The organism is uncultured Comamonas sp. (assembly GCF_964277875.1).
Classification (GTDB): Bacteria; Pseudomonadota; Gammaproteobacteria; order Burkholderiales; family Burkholderiaceae_C; genus Comamonas; species Comamonas sediminis.
On sequence record NZ_CAXYJV010000001.1, the window covers coordinates 189,285 to 203,866 of the forward strand.

At 66.7% G+C, this 14,582-nt stretch carries 15 protein-coding genes; 9 read left to right on the forward strand and 6 right to left on the reverse strand.

The genetic code is table 11. The features are described 5' to 3' along the window. Positions 1–294: 294 nt before the first annotated feature. The 4 genes from ACHWUQ_RS00865 to ACHWUQ_RS00880 all read right to left on the reverse strand — a co-directional run bounded on the left by ACHWUQ_RS00865 (position 295) and on the right by ACHWUQ_RS00880 (position 4,497). Positions 295–1,398 carry a GTP-binding protein gene (locus tag ACHWUQ_RS00865; RefSeq protein ID WP_312458312.1) on the reverse strand — a complete coding sequence of 368 codons (1,104 nt, stop codon included), beginning with the start codon at positions 1,396–1,398 and terminating at the stop codon, positions 295–297. A gap of 319 nt (positions 1,399–1,717) precedes the next feature. Then, on the reverse strand, positions 1,718–2,473 hold the full coding sequence (locus ACHWUQ_RS00870) for an RNA pseudouridine synthase (protein WP_394680062.1): 756 nt from the start codon (positions 2,471–2,473) through the stop codon (positions 1,718–1,720). Between the two features lie 144 nt (positions 2,474–2,617). Next, on the reverse strand, positions 2,618–3,787 hold the full coding sequence (locus tag ACHWUQ_RS00875; protein ID WP_394680063.1) for an ATP-binding protein: 1,170 nt from the start codon (positions 3,785–3,787) through the stop codon (positions 2,618–2,620). Beyond that, a complete protein-coding gene (locus ACHWUQ_RS00880) occupies positions 3,772–4,497 on the reverse strand; it encodes a response regulator (protein ID WP_239810669.1) in 726 nt (241 codons plus the stop codon). Before ACHWUQ_RS00880 ends, ACHWUQ_RS00875 begins: the two co-directional genes overlap by 16 nt. Positions 4,498–4,736: 239 nt before the next feature. On the opposite strand from ACHWUQ_RS00880, the gene ACHWUQ_RS00885 reads away from it, so the two are divergent. Genes ACHWUQ_RS00885 through ACHWUQ_RS00925 form a run of 9 tightly spaced genes read left to right on the forward strand, consistent with a single transcriptional unit; the run spans position 4,737 to position 12,674 of the window. Continuing rightward, positions 4,737–6,161, forward strand: a complete 1,425-nt coding sequence (locus ACHWUQ_RS00885) for a TolC family protein (protein WP_394680064.1) — start codon at positions 4,737–4,739, stop codon at positions 6,159–6,161. Next, the gene (locus tag ACHWUQ_RS00890) at positions 6,158–7,303 is read left to right on the forward strand and encodes an FtsX-like permease family protein (protein WP_312417440.1); all 1,146 of its coding nucleotides are present in this window, start codon (positions 6,158–6,160) and stop codon (positions 7,301–7,303) included. Before ACHWUQ_RS00885 ends, ACHWUQ_RS00890 begins: the two co-directional genes overlap by 4 nt. A gap of 11 nt (positions 7,304–7,314) precedes the next feature. Next, positions 7,315–8,043: an ABC transporter ATP-binding protein gene (locus ACHWUQ_RS00895; protein WP_239810666.1), complete on the forward strand. Its 729-nt coding sequence runs from the start codon at positions 7,315–7,317 to the stop codon at positions 8,041–8,043. After that, positions 8,040–8,969, forward strand: a complete 930-nt coding sequence (locus tag ACHWUQ_RS00900; RefSeq protein WP_394680065.1) for an efflux RND transporter periplasmic adaptor subunit — start codon at positions 8,040–8,042, stop codon at positions 8,967–8,969. Before ACHWUQ_RS00895 ends, ACHWUQ_RS00900 begins: the two co-directional genes overlap by 4 nt. Then, a complete protein-coding gene (locus ACHWUQ_RS00905) occupies positions 8,962–9,672 on the forward strand; it encodes an MtnX-like HAD-IB family phosphatase (protein WP_394680066.1) in 711 nt (236 codons plus the stop codon). Before ACHWUQ_RS00900 ends, ACHWUQ_RS00905 begins: the two co-directional genes overlap by 8 nt. Next, a complete protein-coding gene (locus ACHWUQ_RS00910; protein WP_239810663.1) occupies positions 9,669–10,604 on the forward strand; it encodes a carboxylesterase in 936 nt (311 codons plus the stop codon). Before ACHWUQ_RS00905 ends, ACHWUQ_RS00910 begins: the two co-directional genes overlap by 4 nt. Continuing rightward, positions 10,594–10,968: a hypothetical protein gene (locus ACHWUQ_RS00915; RefSeq protein ID WP_239810662.1), complete on the forward strand. Its 375-nt coding sequence runs from the start codon at positions 10,594–10,596 to the stop codon at positions 10,966–10,968. Before ACHWUQ_RS00910 ends, ACHWUQ_RS00915 begins: the two co-directional genes overlap by 11 nt. 4 nt (positions 10,969–10,972) lie before the next feature. Further along, positions 10,973–11,407 carry an EamA family transporter gene (locus ACHWUQ_RS00920; RefSeq protein ID WP_312417446.1) on the forward strand — a complete coding sequence of 145 codons (435 nt, stop codon included), beginning with the start codon at positions 10,973–10,975 and terminating at the stop codon, positions 11,405–11,407. A 28-nt stretch (positions 11,408–11,435) separates the two neighbouring features. Then, a complete protein-coding gene (locus tag ACHWUQ_RS00925; protein WP_394680067.1) occupies positions 11,436–12,674 on the forward strand; it encodes a DegT/DnrJ/EryC1/StrS family aminotransferase in 1,239 nt (412 codons plus the stop codon). On the opposite strand, the gene ACHWUQ_RS00930 is transcribed toward ACHWUQ_RS00925, so the two are convergent. Then, complete coding sequence (locus tag ACHWUQ_RS00930) at positions 12,604–13,518, reverse strand: hypothetical protein (protein WP_394680068.1); 915 nt, start codon at positions 13,516–13,518, stop codon at positions 12,604–12,606. The two genes, ACHWUQ_RS00925 and ACHWUQ_RS00930, sit on opposite strands and share 71 nt — an antisense overlap. Then, positions 13,515–14,582 (reverse strand): GNAT family N-acetyltransferase, encoded by a 1,068-nt coding sequence (locus ACHWUQ_RS00935; protein WP_313332722.1) that lies wholly within the window; start codon positions 14,580–14,582, stop codon positions 13,515–13,517. Before ACHWUQ_RS00935 ends, ACHWUQ_RS00930 begins: the two co-directional genes overlap by 4 nt.

The window sequence follows — 14,582 nt, forward strand, 5'->3', positions numbered from 1 at the left end:
GCCCGCATCTCCGTCATCTTGCAGGCCGACGCCACTCGCTGGCAGCGTTCAGCTCGCTTGCACAAGCCTCCTTCTCCATCAACGCTGTGCACGGGCCCCTGCCCCTGCGCCACAGCGCCCTCTCATCGACATCTCTTGGGTCAAGCACGGCCCCGTGCCTTACCGCTTGCCTGCTTTGCTGCATTTCGGGCCGCGATTGTATATGGCATCGCGGCACGGCAACAAGTGATTGCAGCCCCGATGCAACGCGGGGTTTCCCCGAGGGCTAGCGCTGGCAAAGCCTGCGGCCGGGGATCAGGCCTCGACCACGCACTGGTCCAGACCTTGGCGCAGGATGTCCTGCGGCAGATCGATGCCAATGAAGACCATCTTGCTCTGGCGGCGCTCGTCGGCACCCCACTCGGGTCCCAGATCGCTGCCCATCAGCTGGTGCACGCCCTGGAAAATGACCTTGCGGTCGGTTCCCTTCATCGCCAGCACGCCCTTGTAACGCAGCATGCGCGGGCCATAAATGTTCACAATGGCGCCCAGGAAGTCTTCCAGCTTGGCCGGGTCAAAAGCCTTGTCGGCACGGTACACAAAGCTCTTGACGTCGTCGTCATGGTGGTGGTGGTGCGGATGGTTGCAGTGTTCGCCATGCTCGTGGTCGTGGCCATGGTCGTGACCGCAGTTTTCGTCGTGCACATGGTCATGGTCGTGGCCGCAATGCTCGTCATGCACATGCGCGTGGTCATGGCCTTCTTCCTTGAGGAAGTCCGGGTCGATGTTGAGCGTCGCATTCAGGTTGAAGCCGCGCAGATCGAACACATCCTTCAGCGGCACATCGCCAAAATGCACCGCACGGATCGGTGCGCGCGGGTTCATGTGCTTGAGGCGGTGGACCAGCGCGTCCTTGTCCGCCTCGCTCACCAAGTCGGTCTTGGACAGGAAGATCTGGTCAGCAAAGCCCACCTGGCGGCGTGCTTCCTGACGGGTATCGAGCTGCTGGCCGGCATGCTTGGCATCCACCAGGGTGATGATGGAGTCGATCAAATAGGTTTCGGCGATCTCTTCATCCATGAAGAAGGTCTGCGCAACCGGGCCCGGGTCGGCCAGGCCCGTGGTCTCGATCACGATGCGCTCGAAATCCACCATGCCCTTGCGGCGCTTGGCGGCCAGCAGCTGCAGCGCTTCGCGCAGGTCTTCACGGATGGTGCAGCAGATGCAGCCGTTGCTCATCTGCAGAATCTGCTCTTTCGATTCCGTCTTGAGGATGTCGGTGTCGATGTTTTCTTCGCCGAACTCGTTCTCGATCACGGCGATCTTCATGCCGTGCGACTCATGCAGCACGCGCTTGAGCAGCGTGGTTTTGCCCGAGCCCAAAAAGCCCGTGAGGATGGTGACTGGAATGAGTGACATAGGACCCCTGATAGTTACACATAAGGTGGCCATCGCAAGCCGCGCCACGCGCCCGGCCTGTCCGCCCACCGGCCCATCGCGCAAGCACAGGCCTTTGTATCAAACACCGTTATGTAGGGCCATGCCAGGCAATATCAAGACCGCTGCAGTAAATTCTGTGGCCATGCCAGAAGCGGGCTATTGTGGCATGTTTTGCCTGCGGCCAGGCCGCTGGCATTGGCCTTCATCAAAGCCTTGTGAGATCGATGCAATTTGCTATCAAATTAATACCAACCTCCAGCCAGCTGCACACTGCGGGCGTATTCCCGCTCTGGGCCCTTTAAAACCGCTCGTAACCCTGCAGATAGCGCCATTGCCCTGGGGGCAGCTTGCTCAGCGATATCCTGCCGATCCGCAAACGCTTGAGCGACACCAGCTCCAGTCCGAGCGCGGCACAGATGGCGGGCAGCCATTCGGGGGCTACGCGTTTGAGCGCAAATCGCAGATGGGTCTCGTTTTGCCAGCTGGCCTTGAGAGGAGGCAGGCGCTCGCCATCCACATACAGACCATTGGCCAGCAGGGCCAGGCCCTCCTCGATCATCTCGCCCTGTACCTCGGCCAGGAATTCCTGCTCCAGCAAGTCGGCCTCGTCGCTCAGGTGGCGGATGATGCGTGGATCCTGGCTGTAGACCACCAGGCCGCTGGCAGCGCGGGGAATGGGCAGCAAGAACTGCTGGTGGCGAAAATGGCGCGGCAAAGGCCGAACGGGCTGCGGTGTGTCTACCTCAGCCAGGTTCTCCGGCGTCAGCAGGTCCAGCGCACTGAGGCCGGGGCGGCCGGGCTCCAGCGCGCGCAGGCTGTAGCCCGCCGGCTTGTGCAGCAGCAAGGTCACCGGCTGGATCGGACGCAGATCGGCGCCTGGCTGCAACACGACGGTCTGGCTGGGCAACACACGGGCACCCGGGGTGTCCTGGATCTGGCCATCCACGGTCACAAAGCCGGCATCGATATAGTGCTCGGCCTCGGCGCGCGAGCAACCGATGTCGCTCGCCAGGCGCTTGGACAGGCGAATGGCTTGTGGGTCTTGGGCTTGCATGGGCAGCAACACTGCGGCGTGGCACGGTACCGCACCATCCGCTCCTTCAAAAATAGCAAAGCTCTGCAGCTGCAGAGCACATGGGCTATTTTAAGCGTCTGCCATCGCCAGCGCCCTGCGCGGGTACTGCGAGCCCGGGCCGGCTCAAGCGGGCGCAAAACGCAAACGGAACCGTGCACCGCCTCGGGACGAGCTTTCGGCATGCGCCACGCCGCCCTGCAACTCGGTCAGCGCCTGCACAATGGACAGCCCCAGGCCCGAGCCCTCCCGCTTGCGCCGCCCCGGCGCCATCGCAAAGCGCCGGAAAGGGTGGGCCCGCAACTCCTGCGGCAGGCCAGGGCCGGCATCGCTGACCAGCAGCTCCACCCAGACATGCCCTTGCGCATCCCGCGTACTGCGCACCTCCACCTCCAGCCAGTGCCCGCTGGCCGCGTGGCGCAGCGCATTGCCGACCAGGTTGGCAATGATCTGGCGCATGCGCAAAGGGTCGGCGCGGATCACGCTGAGGGCATCGTCCTCGGGCAGTACCTGCGACAGCGCCATTTCGGCCTGCTGCAACTGAGGCTGGAGCTCCTGCAGGCTCTCGCGCACCAGCGCGCCCAGACTCAGGCGCTCCTTGCGCAGCGACATCTCGCCCGCTTCGGCCATCGCCAAGGTATGCAGGTCGTCAATCAGCCGGCCCAGGTGCTCGGTCTGCGCCAGCAGCAGCCGAAACTCCAGCTCGCTGGGGACAATGACGCCATCGCACATCGCATGCAGATGGGTCTTGAGCACCGACAGCGGCGTGCGCAGTTCATGCGAGATGGACGCGGCCGAGGCCTGGCGCTCGGCATTGAGCTTTTGCAGCGCATCGATCATCGCGTTGAAGGTATGCACAACCTCCTTGAGCTCGCCGTGCGCGCCCTCCTCGACCACCCGGGTCGAGCTGAAATCCCCGTGCGCCACACGCTGCGCCACCTCCACCATCGATGCCAGCGGCCGCGTGATGTAGCGCGATACAAAAAAGCCCATCGCCAGGCCAAACGGCAGGCAGACCAGCAGGCCGATGAACAGCGACACCTGCTCGCCAAAGAACACCTCGCCGCGCCAGTATTCACCATAGATCTGCATCGCGCGCGGGCTGTTGTCCAGGTCGCGCTCGATCAGGTCATCGAGCTCTACCCGCACCGATGTGGGCAGGCTTTGGTAGAACTGGTTGTACTGCACCGCGTTGAAGGCCCAGGCACAGGCGCTCAGCAGTGCAATCGTGCTGAGCAGGGTGCCGGCAATCCAGAAGCCAAAGCGGACCCAGATGCGGTTCAGTCCCCGGGCCATAGACGGTATCCAATGCTGCGCACGGTCTCGATCAGCTCTTCCTGGCCGGCCAGCTGCAGTTTGCGCCGCAGCTTGGACAGGTGCGAGTCGATGACCCGCTCCAGCGCATCGCTCTCGGGCAGGCAATGCTCGATCAGCTGCGCACGGGAAAAGCAGCGCCGGGGCTGCGAGGCCAGCAACGCCAGCAGGCGGAACTCGGTCAGTGTCAGCGGCAACGGTATGGCCTGCCCGGCCAGGTCATAGACCCGGGCGCTGTGCTCGGCCGGGTTGATCTCCAGCGCGCCTACGCGGATCGGCGCCATCGGCACGGACGCAGCCTTGGGTTGGCTGCGGCGCAGCACCGCACGCACGCGCGCCACCACTTCGGCGGGGTTGAAAGGCTTGACCACGTAATCGTCCGCACCCAGGCGCAGGGCCACCAGCTTGTCCACATCGTCAGCCAGTGCCGTCACCATGATCACCGGGGTCTGGCCCTGGTCGCGGATAAAGCGCAGTACATCGACCCCATCCATGCCGGGCAGATGGATGTCCAGCAGCACCAGGTCGGGCTGGTGCTGACGGAAAAGCTGCACGGCCTGCTCGCCATCGCGCGCAAACAAGGTGCGCAGGCCATCGCGCTCCAGGTAGGCCACCAAGATCGTGGCGATGCCGGGCTCGTCCTCCACGACGAGCACCAGCGGAGCCGCCACAGGTGGCGTAGGTAGTTTCATCGCGGACGCATTCACAAATAGGCTCCAGCGGCACCATCAAAAAGAGGCCCGCACGCTGTTGAAACAAGCCATTATGACCGTGCCGACTGCCTGCTGCACGCCTGGGCGGCCTCCATGTTTCCTCCATCAATTGTGCAAGCTTGCGCAAGCTTGGCAGGGTTGAATGGACCGCATATTTGTCCTGCCTGCGCGGCCAGGCCGCCACGGCCGCCACCGGCCAAGAACCGACTCCATTGCACGTGAAACCCTTGTTCTGCAAAACACTGCTGGCACTGGCACCCGCCGCTTTGCTGGCCGGTTGCATGACGCCGCCGCAGCCCTCGCTCCAGCCTGACACCCCGGCGCAGTGGCGCCAGGCTGGCACCAGCGCGGCCGATGCGCGCGCCATCCAGGCTGCCGATCTGGCCGCCTGGTGGAAACTCCTGGGCGATCCGGCCCTGGACAAGCTGGTGGAGCAGGCGCTGGCCCAGAACCTGGACCTGGCCCAGGCCCAAGGCCGGCTGCAGGCCCAGCGCATTCTGCTGGGCACGGCCACCGCCGCCTACAAGCCAGAGCTCACTGCGGGCGTGCGCACGCTGCAGGACGTGGCCGCGCTCGACTCCTACTTCCATGCCAGCCTGGACATGAGCTGGAACCTCGGCCTGTTTGGCGCTGCTGAATCCACCGCGCTCGATGGCCAGGGCCAGCTGCTCGATGCCCAGGCGCAGTTGCAAGCAGCCAAAATCCAGCTCGTCGCCAATGTGGTGCAACGCTATCTGGAGATCTGCGTAGCGCAGCAGCAACGCTTTGGGCTGGACCAGCAACTGCAGCTCGATACGCGCCGGCTGCAGCTGCAGCAGGTCCGGGTGCAGCAGCGCATGGGCAGCACCGAGCAGGTGCAGCAGGCCCACCTGGAGCTCAACCGCAGCCGCGGCCAGGAGGCCGAACTGCTGCAGCACCAGGCGCGCGCCGCGCATGCGCTGGCGGCGCTGCTGGGCCGCAGCGAGCCCGACGCCGCCTGGCTGGCCGCCTCCAGCACCCCCCACATCCCCAGCGCAGCAGCGCTCAAGCTGCAGGTGCTGCCGGCCGAGCTGCTGCGCAGCCGCCCGGCCATCCTCGCGGCCGAAGCCGCGGTGCAGCGCGCCGCTGCCGCTGCGGGCCTGTCGAACTCGGCGCTCTACCCCCGCTTTGCGCTGGGTGGCTCGCTGCTGTTCTCCTACAACCTGACGCAAAACCGCCGCTCCAGCTCCAACCACGAGCCCATGCTCGGCCCGGTCATCGACATTCCACTGTTCGACTGGGGCCGCCGGCGTGCGCAGGCCGATGCCGACGCGCTGCAGATGGACAACGCCGTCAAGGCCTACCGGCAAAGCGTGCTGGACGGTGTGGCCGAGGTGGAAACCGCATTGGCAGGCTTGAGCGCACAACAGCTGCGCCAGCAATCGCTCGATGCCCAGACGCCGCTGCTGCGCAGCCGCGCCCAGCAGCTGCAGCGCCGCCAGCAGCTGGGCCTGGCCAGCGAGCTGGATACCCTGGAGCCGCGCCGCCAGCTGCTGCTGCACCAAAGCCAGCAAAGCGTGGCCCAGGCCGCACAGGCACTGGCCTTTGTGGCCCTGTTCCAGGCGCTGGGCGGCGCCCCGCTGCCAGCGCAAGCCCCACCTGACACGCCGGGAGCCACACGATGATTGCCCTGGCGCGCAAAACCCTGGTCTACGAGTGGCGCCGATTTGTCCCGTCGGTCTTCGCGGTGGGCTTTGCCGGTGTGCTGCTGGTCATGCAGGCTGCGCTGGTGCTGGGCATTTTCAGCTCGGCGGCGATCTACATCACCGCCAGCTCGGCCGATCTGTGGGTCGGCTACCCCGGCACCCAAAGCGTGAACTTTGGCCGCAACATCGGCCCGGATGTGGAAATGCGCCTGCGCATGGACCCGGACATCCGCGCGGTCGAGCCGTATGTCTGGGTGGATGGCGACTGGCGCGCCGACCAGGGCACGGGCCAGGCCGCCGGTGCAGTATCGGTCTACCTCTCGGGCATCTCCACCTCCGGCACCGCCATGGTGTTCGACCGGGTCATTGCGCCGTGGCAGCGCAAGCTGCTGCGCGAGCCCGGCGCCGTCATCGTGGACCGCGCCGATCTGGCCAGTCTGGCCACCCATGAGGGCGGCACCGCCTGGATCAACAACCACCGCGTCCGGGTGGTGGCCGCCGTCGATGGCTTGCGGGGTCTGGGAGGCGTCAATGTACTGGCCTCGCTGGAGAGCGCACACCAGATCGCGGGCAGTGCACCCAGCCAGGGCAGCACCTACCTGCTGGCGCGCGTGCGCAAAGGGGTGGACAACCACGCCGTGCAACAGCGCCTGAGCAGCGAGTCGCGCAGCTTCGGCCCGCACGAAGTCTGGACTGCCGACAGCTTTGCGCACCGCTCCCAGCGCTACTGGATGCTCGATACCGGCGCCGGTGCCGGCGTGCTGTTCATGGCCATCGTCGTCTGCCTGGTCGGCGCTGTCGTCACCAGCCAGTCACTCAAGAGCGTGATCGCGGGGTCGGTGCGCGAATATGCGGTGCTCAATGCGCTGGGCGTCAGCCGTGCAGCGCTGGGCCGGGTGGTCGTGGAGCAGGCATGCTGGATCGGCGCCGCCGGCCTGCTGCTGACCACCATCGCCAGCGTGGCGCTGGTCTCGCTGGCCCAAGTCTACCGGGTGCCTGTCGCGCTCAATCTGCAAGCAGTGCTGGCCTGCGCCGCACTGGTCGCTACGTTGGCGTTGTTGTCGGGCCTCGGCGCGATGCGTGTGCTTTTGCGCACCGATCCGGCCACCCTGCTGCGATGAGAGGTGGTGCGATGACCCATACCCCCCGCTCCACCCCCACGCTGCAGGCCGTCGGATTGCGCAAAAGCTATGTGTCCGGCGCCATCCGCATCCAGGTTCTGCAGGACCTTTCGGTGGATCTGTATTCCAGCGAGTTGACGCTGATCTCCGGCCCCTCGGGCTGCGGCAAAAGCACCTTGCTGTCGCTGATGTCGGGCCTGCTCACGCCCGATGAAGGCCAGACGTTTGCACTGGGCCAGAACCTGACGACCATGCCCGCCCGCGAGATGGAGCGCTTTCGGTTGCTGCACACCGGCTTTGTGTTCCAGGGCTTCAACCTGTTTCCGGCGCTGACGGCATTGGAGCAGGTCCAGCTGCCGCTGGGGTACCTCGGCATACGGCGCGCCGAGACCTTGAAACGGGCGCAGGACGCGCTCGAGGAAGTCGGCCTGTCCCACCGCGCGCACATGCGGCCGGCCGAGCTGTCCGGCGGCGAAAAGCAACGCGTCGCCATCGCCCGCGCGCTGGCCAAGGCCCCGCAGCTGTTGTTTGCCGATGAGCCCACCAGCGCGCTGGACGCCGAAAGCGGACAACGCGTGATCGACATCCTCCACCGCGTAGCCCGCAGCCACGGCACCACGGTGCTTTGCGTCAGCCACGATCCGCGCCTGGTGGGGCATGCCGATCGCGTACTGGATATGGAAGACGGCGCCGTGTACCGCGACCGGCGCCAAAACACCATGATGGAGAACCCAACTTGACCAAGACCCACACAACCTCTTGGCCCGTTCCGCATGCCTGGCATCTGCTGGGCCTGCTGTGCCTGGCAGGCGGCGGGCTCGCAGGCTGCACACCGGCAGCCGATAGCCCGGCCGTTGCCAACACCACCCAGCAGCACCAAAACCCGGTGGCCGTGGCCCGGGGCAAGATCGAGGTCGACGGCGGTCTGCTGGAGTTGGCCACCGCCGTCGACGGCACCGTGCAGCAAATTGCCGTCCGCGAAGGCCAGCAGGTCCAGGCCGGCCAGCTGCTGCTCAAGGTCCATGACGAGGACCTGCGTGCCGAGCTGTCCGTGGCCCAGTCCTCGTACCAATTGGCCCAGGCCAGGCACAAGGCGCTGGCCGCCAAGCTGCCGCTGCTGCAGACCCAGCTCAAGCGCCTGCAGGCCGCTGCCCGCGATGGCGCGGCCGATCTGCAGGAGGTGGACAACGCCCAGGCCGCGCTGCGCAATGCGCAGTCCGAGGCCGAGGTGGCACAGGCCGAGGTGAAGCTGGCCCAAACCAAGACCCAGCAGTTGCGCGAGCGCCAGCGCCTGTATGCCCTGCATGCGCCAGAGGCCGCCACCGTGGTGCATCTGCGCGCCCAGGTCGGCAGCCAGGTACACACCAGCCAGGCGGCGATGCGGCTGCTGCCGCTGCGCCCGCTGCGCATCCGCGCAGAGCTCAACGAGAGCTTTGCCGGCACGGTGCAAAAAGGCATGCGCGCCAGCGTGGTGCTGGACAACGACAGCAGCACCGCGCTGCCCGAGGCCCGGGTGCTGCGCATCAACCCCATGTATGGGCCTTCCACCCTGCAGGACGACGCCCAGCGCGGACCGTTGCGCGTGGTCGAGTGCGTGCTCGAGTTCGAGACGGCTCCCGGCAATGTGCGTGTGGGCCAGAACGTGAGAGTGAGCTTCCATGAATAAACACTTGCCTGCGCAGGCGCCTGCCTGCCACAACGCCGCTGGCTGGATGATCCAGTCCGACTTTGACGGCACGATCAGCCTGGTCGATGTCACCGACAGCCTGTTGCAGCGCTTTGGCCTGCCTGGCTGGACCGGTCTGGAAGACGCCTGGGAGCGTGGCGACATCGGATCGCGTGACTGCATGCAAGGCCAGGTCGCGCTGCTGGACATGGACCAGCAGGAGCTGGACGCCCACCTGGACGGCATCGCCATCGACCCCGGCTTCCCCGGCTTTGTGCAGGCAGCGCAAGTGCTGGGTCTGCGGGTACAGGTGGTCAGCGACGGAATCGACTATGCGATCCAGCGCGTGCTGGCACGCCACGGCCTGGGCCATCTGGAGGTCATTGCCAACCGCCTCGTGCAGAAAGACACCCGGCGCTGGGCACTGGAGGCCCCCTGGGCGAGCCCGCACTGCAAGCGTGCCAGCGGCAACTGCAAGTGCGAGCGCCTGGCGGCGCAGCAGGCAATCACCGGGCGCGTGCTCTATGTGGGCGACAGCACGTCGGACTTTTGCGTCTCCCATGAGGCCGACTATGTGCTGGCCAAGTACCGGCTGATCGGCCACTGCGAGCGGCATGGCATTGCGCATGCACCGTTCCTCGGTTTCAGTGACGCCACCCCGTGGCTGCAGCAGTTCATGCAGCAGCAGGAGGCCCTCGTATGAATCCCCATGACGCACTCGCCCAGCATCTGGCGGGCCAACCGCAGGAAAGGGCCGCTGAAGCAGCCTTGCAAACCCTGTGTCTGACACCCCACGAATTCGCCCTGCCCGGCTCCGGCACGGCCGCACGCACCGGCGTGCTGCTGGTGCACGGCCTGACCGGCACCCCGGCCGAGATGCGCTTGCTGGCCAAGGGCCTCAACCGCGAAGGCTTTACCGTCTACGCGGTGCAGCTGGCGGGCCATTGCGGCAGCATGCAGGACCTGGTCCAGACGCGCTGGACCGACTGGCTCGCCAGCGTGCAATCGGCGCTGCTGCGCTTTGCACCCCATGTGGACCGGGTCGTCGTCGGCGGTCTGTCGATGGGCGCCTTGCTGTCGCTGGCGGTGGCCACCTCGCACCCGCGCCAGGTCGCCGGGGTGGCGGCGCTGTCCACCACCTTCCGCTATGACGGCTGGAGCATTCCGCGCTACACCAGGCTGGCCTTTCTGCTGCCGCTGTTTCGGCTGCTGGGCATCGGCCGCGACCGCGTGTTCATGGAAGCCCCCCCTTACGGCATCAAGGACGAGGCCCTGCGCGCAAGGGTGGTGGCGCAGATGCACAGCGGCGACAGCGCTGCTGCCGGCCTGCCTGGCAATCCCTGGTGGTCCATCATCGAGCTGCGCAGGCTTTCGGCCCATGTTCGCAGCCACCTGCGGGATTTGCGCGCGCCCTGCCTGGCCATCCATGCCAGGGAGGACGACATCTCCCACCGCTCCAATGCCGAGGACATCGCCACCGGCGCGGTCCATGCAAGGGTCGAGGTCGTGCTGCTCGACAACTGCTACCACATGATCACGATCGACCGCGAGCGCCGCACGGTGATCGCCAAGGTGCATGACTTTGTCGCCCGTATCGGCGGCGCACGCACACAGGCAGTGGCACATGGGCGCTGACATCACGCCGCTGGTGGTCAGCCTGTGGCTGATCAATATCCTGGTCGACAGCGGCGGGCAACTGGCGTTCAAGGCCGCTGCCAGCCAGACCCCCAGCACGGCCACCGGCATGGCCCACTGGCGCTTCATGCTGGCACGCCCCTGGATCTGGATCGGCGGTGCCTGCTACGTGGTGGAATTCGTCGCCTGGCTGGCCTTTCTGTCGCTGGTCCCGCTGTCCGATGGCGTACTGCTGGGCAGCATCAACATTGTGGCCATCATGGTGGCCGGGCGCCTGTTCTTTCAGGAAAAGCTGGCACCGCTGCGGGTCGCAGGCATCGTGCTGGTCTCCATCGGTGTGGCCGTCGTCGGGCTCAAGGGGTAACGGCATGAAGCGCTTCTACCTGGTCGGCTTTCTGGTGCTGATGGCCTTCGACACGCTGGCCCAGCTGAGTTTCAAAAAGGCGGGCGATGCCGCACTGCCGCTGGAGTTCAGCCCCTCCTGGCTCTGGCGCGTGTTTGCCCAGCCCTGGATCTATGGAGCCTTGATCGGCTACATCGGCGCCTTCTTCACCTGGATGCATCTGCTGCGGCGCGCGCCCGTCGGCCCCGCCTTTGCCGCCTCGCACCTGGAGATCATCTCGGTGCTGGTGCTGTCCCACTACCTGTTCCAGGAGACCATCGGCCTGCCCCAGATTCTGGGCTGCATGTTCATCGTGGCCGGCATTGCCTGCCTGGCCCTGAGCGAAGCCCGGGACCATGGTGCCGCCAAGCCGGCGGAGAACCCGGTGGACGGTACCGGCGCCAGCGCCGCTGCACGCTGATGGCGCGCCACAGCCCGGGCCACCGCCGATGACTGCGCGCCGCATCTCCGTGCCTCCCACCGCAGGCTTGGCGCTGCGCTGCGCCGATCTGCGCCCCTGGGGTGACAAGCGCCTGGACCGGGCGCTGGCCGCCTGGCTGGAAGTGGACGAGGTGCTGCTGGAGTGCTCGGGCACCTCCGCGCTGGTGCTGGCACTGCGCACGCTGCAGCAGTGGGCTCCCGATCGCTGCGAGGTGGTGGTGCCCGCCTACACCTGCCCGCTGGTGGCGCTGGCCGTCGCGCAGTGTGGCCTGCAGCTGCGGCTCTGCGACCTGTCACCTGACTGCCTGGACATGGATGGCGATGCGCTCGATGCGCTGCTCAGCCACCGCACCCTCGCACTGGTGCCCACCCACCTGGGCGGCCGGGTGGCCGATGTCGCCCGGCTGCTGCCCCGCGCCCAGGCCTGCGGCGCCTATGTGATCGAGGATGCCGCCCAGGCCCTGGGCGCCCGGGTGCACGGCCGCAGCGTGGGCCTGCAGGGCGACATCGCGCTGTTCAGCCTGGCAGTGGGCAAGGGCCTGAGCACCTACGAAGGCGGCGTGCTGCTGGCCCGCGACCCGGCGCTGATGGCGGCGCTGCGAGCACAGCACCAGGCATCGATACGCCCCCACCTGGCCTGGGAGCTGCGCCGCAGCCTGGAGCTGCTCGGCTATGCCGCAGCCTTCCGCCCGGCGCTGCTCGACCGGGTCTACGGCGCACCGCTGCGCCGCAGCCTGGCGCGGGGCGACTGGGTGACAGCCGCTGGCGATGACTTCGGCAGCCACATCCCGCAGCACAGCCTGGGCGCCTGGCGCCAGCGCGTTGGCCTGCGTGCGCTGGCCCGGCTGGATGCGCACTGGGCGCAGGCGCAGCAGCAGGCGCAGCAGCGCATCGCCCAGCTGCGCACGCTGTCCGGTCTGGAGGTGGTGGAGGACTCCCCGCCCCAGGCGCAAGGCATCTGGCCGGTGATTCTGCTGCGCTTGCCCAGTGCCGCCCAGCGCGATGCGCTGATGCAGGCGCACTGGGCCAGCGGCTGGGGGCTGTCACTGCCCTTCAGCCGGGTGCTGCCCGACTACGAGCGCTATGCGCCCGTCCTGGGCGAGGCGATGGATGACCCGGTGCCGCAGGCCCGCGATTGGGCACAGCGCCTGCTGGCCATCAGCAACAGCGCCTGGCTCAGTGATGCGTTGTTTGGCCAGTTGCTGGATGCGTTGCGGCAGACAATGCCGCCATCAGCCGCTGGTTGAGCGCATGCTGGCCCGCCTGTGCCTGCGCCAGCGCCGGGGCATCGATGGCCGTGTCCTGGCCGTCACCCGCACTGAGCCAGCGCTTCCACCAGGTGCTGTATTGCCAGGACGAGACATCGCCGGTGATGTCGCTGCCCACCAGCTGGCCGCCCAAGGCCGCGATGATGCCCATCGCCTGTGCCTCGCGCATCTGGCCCTGGTCCCAGTTCGTGGTGACCACGTCACTGGCAAACACATCCTTGTCGATGCTGAGGTAGGTGCTTTGGCGCTCGCTGGCCAGGGTGGCGGTCAGGGCATCGGCCAAGGCATCGAGGCCGGGAAAAGCCCGAAAGGCGGCCGACATGCCCAGGCGCCGCGCCCAACCGGTGTCCACGCCGCAGCTCCAGTAGCTGAGCTTGCCGGCATGCAACGGACGCAGGTAGTTCTCCCAGGCATGGCCGGCGCCAATATCGGGCGAGGTGATGCCCGCGACATGCACATGCGATACCGCCGGATGCATGGCGATGCGCCGCACCCAGGAGCCGCAATGCACACCCCAGGGAAAGCGCATGTTGTCCGGATGGTTGTCCAGCACCACCACCCGCAACGGGCGCGCGGGGCTGAAGCGCTGGCGGGCGATGCAGTGCTCGATCAGCAGCCAGGACAGGTGGTGATAATCGCCACTGCCCATCCAGGCCGTGCCATGCTGCGGCGGCAGCTGGGCCTGCAGATGGCGGCGGAACTGCTGGTAGCGGCCCAGCGATGCGCCAAAGCGGATCGCCTCCTGCCAGTCGCCCAGCGGCAGGCGCAGCTCACCCGCCAATGGGCCGACGGAGCCATCGACATCCAACACCAACGGGGTCATCGCTGTTCCTGCCATGCGCGGTCACTTTCAAAATGCCGGGAAAACCGCCGCCCCAAGGCCCGCAGCAGCGGGTTGCGGATGTAGACCGCATGCTGGGTAAAAGTGAAGCTGGCGCCCAGTTGCGCCTTGACTTCGGGATCGGTCCAGCCGGCCACATAGTGTGACAGGCCGCATTCCAGCGCATATTCCAGGTTCACGATCCAGCTGACGAAGTACAGGTTGGTCTGGCGCGCACGCGGGTAGGACAGGCCGATGTATTTGTCGACCAGCCGCCCATCATGCGCAAAGCACAGGTTCCAGCCCAGCAAGCTGCCATCCTGCGCATCGCGGTACTCAAACACCAGGCCCTGGTTGGCGGCATCGCGCAGCACTGCGGCAAAAAAGCTGCGGCTGAGCTTGTCAAAATGCAGCTCGCTTTGTGCATACACGGCCTCGAACAGCGCATAGTAGGCATCGACCAGGGCCTCGTCGGCAAAGGCCGGGCCGGTGGGAATGCGCCGGATCTGCAGCTGGCTGCGGCTCTTGAGCTTGCGGCGCAGGTCGGAGCGCCGGTTTTTGGACAGCCGCGCCAGGTAGCCGTCAATGCTGTCGAAATCGATAGGCACATAGGCCAGCGCCTGGCCTTCCACCAGGATGAAGCCTTCATGCTGCAGCGCCTGGGCCAAGCGATGGGCATCGGCATTGTCGGCCGGCGGCAGCAGCGGCGATGCCTGCGGCAGGTCCTTGACGATGGTCAGCATGCAGCGGCCGGCGTAGCGGCACAGCTGGCTGGCCAGCTTGTCCATCGCCACATCCGGGGGCAGCACCAGGTACTCGCTCAAGGTGGAGCCGACAAAATCGGTGCGCAGCCGCAAGCGCTGCGCCAGCCAGGCCCCGCCGGGCAGCTGCAGCACCCAGCGCTTGACGGCCTCGTCAGCGGTGGTCAGCAGGTCAAAGGGCGCGCGAAAGGCCGGGAACGGCCGGTCCGAAAACACCGCAAAGCCCTCGGGCGGATGCGCGGCAAACTGCCGGATCAGCGCAGAGGGCTCCAACTGGTTGCGCGAGGGGCGCAAGGATTCACTCAA

Bases quoted from the DNA above. Each gene is read 5' to 3' on its own strand.
- ACHWUQ_RS00865 (WP_312458312.1), bottom strand. From the start codon at position 1,398: ATGTCACTCATTCCAGTCACCATCCTCACGGGCTTTTTGGGCTCGGGC.
- ACHWUQ_RS00870 (WP_394680062.1), bottom strand. From the start codon at position 2,473: ATGCAAGCCCAAGACCCACAAGCCATTCGCCTGTCCAAGCGCCTGGCG.
- ACHWUQ_RS00875 (WP_394680063.1), bottom strand. From the start codon at position 3,787: ATGGCCCGGGGACTGAACCGCATCTGGGTCCGCTTTGGCTTCTGGATT.
- ACHWUQ_RS00880 (WP_239810669.1), bottom strand. From the start codon at position 4,497: ATGAAACTACCTACGCCACCTGTGGCGGCTCCGCTGGTGCTCGTCGTG.
- ACHWUQ_RS00890 (WP_312417440.1), top strand. From the start codon at position 6,158: ATGATTGCCCTGGCGCGCAAAACCCTGGTCTACGAGTGGCGCCGATTT.
- ACHWUQ_RS00895 (WP_239810666.1), top strand. From the start codon at position 7,315: ATGACCCATACCCCCCGCTCCACCCCCACGCTGCAGGCCGTCGGATTG.
- ACHWUQ_RS00905 (WP_394680066.1), top strand. From the start codon at position 8,962: ATGAATAAACACTTGCCTGCGCAGGCGCCTGCCTGCCACAACGCCGCT.
- ACHWUQ_RS00910 (WP_239810663.1), top strand. From the start codon at position 9,669: ATGAATCCCCATGACGCACTCGCCCAGCATCTGGCGGGCCAACCGCAG.
- ACHWUQ_RS00915 (WP_239810662.1), top strand. From the start codon at position 10,594: ATGGGCGCTGACATCACGCCGCTGGTGGTCAGCCTGTGGCTGATCAAT.
- ACHWUQ_RS00920 (WP_312417446.1), top strand. From the start codon at position 10,973: ATGAAGCGCTTCTACCTGGTCGGCTTTCTGGTGCTGATGGCCTTCGAC.
- ACHWUQ_RS00925 (WP_394680067.1), top strand. From the start codon at position 11,436: ATGACTGCGCGCCGCATCTCCGTGCCTCCCACCGCAGGCTTGGCGCTG.
- ACHWUQ_RS00930 (WP_394680068.1), bottom strand. From the start codon at position 13,518: ATGACCCCGTTGGTGTTGGATGTCGATGGCTCCGTCGGCCCATTGGCG.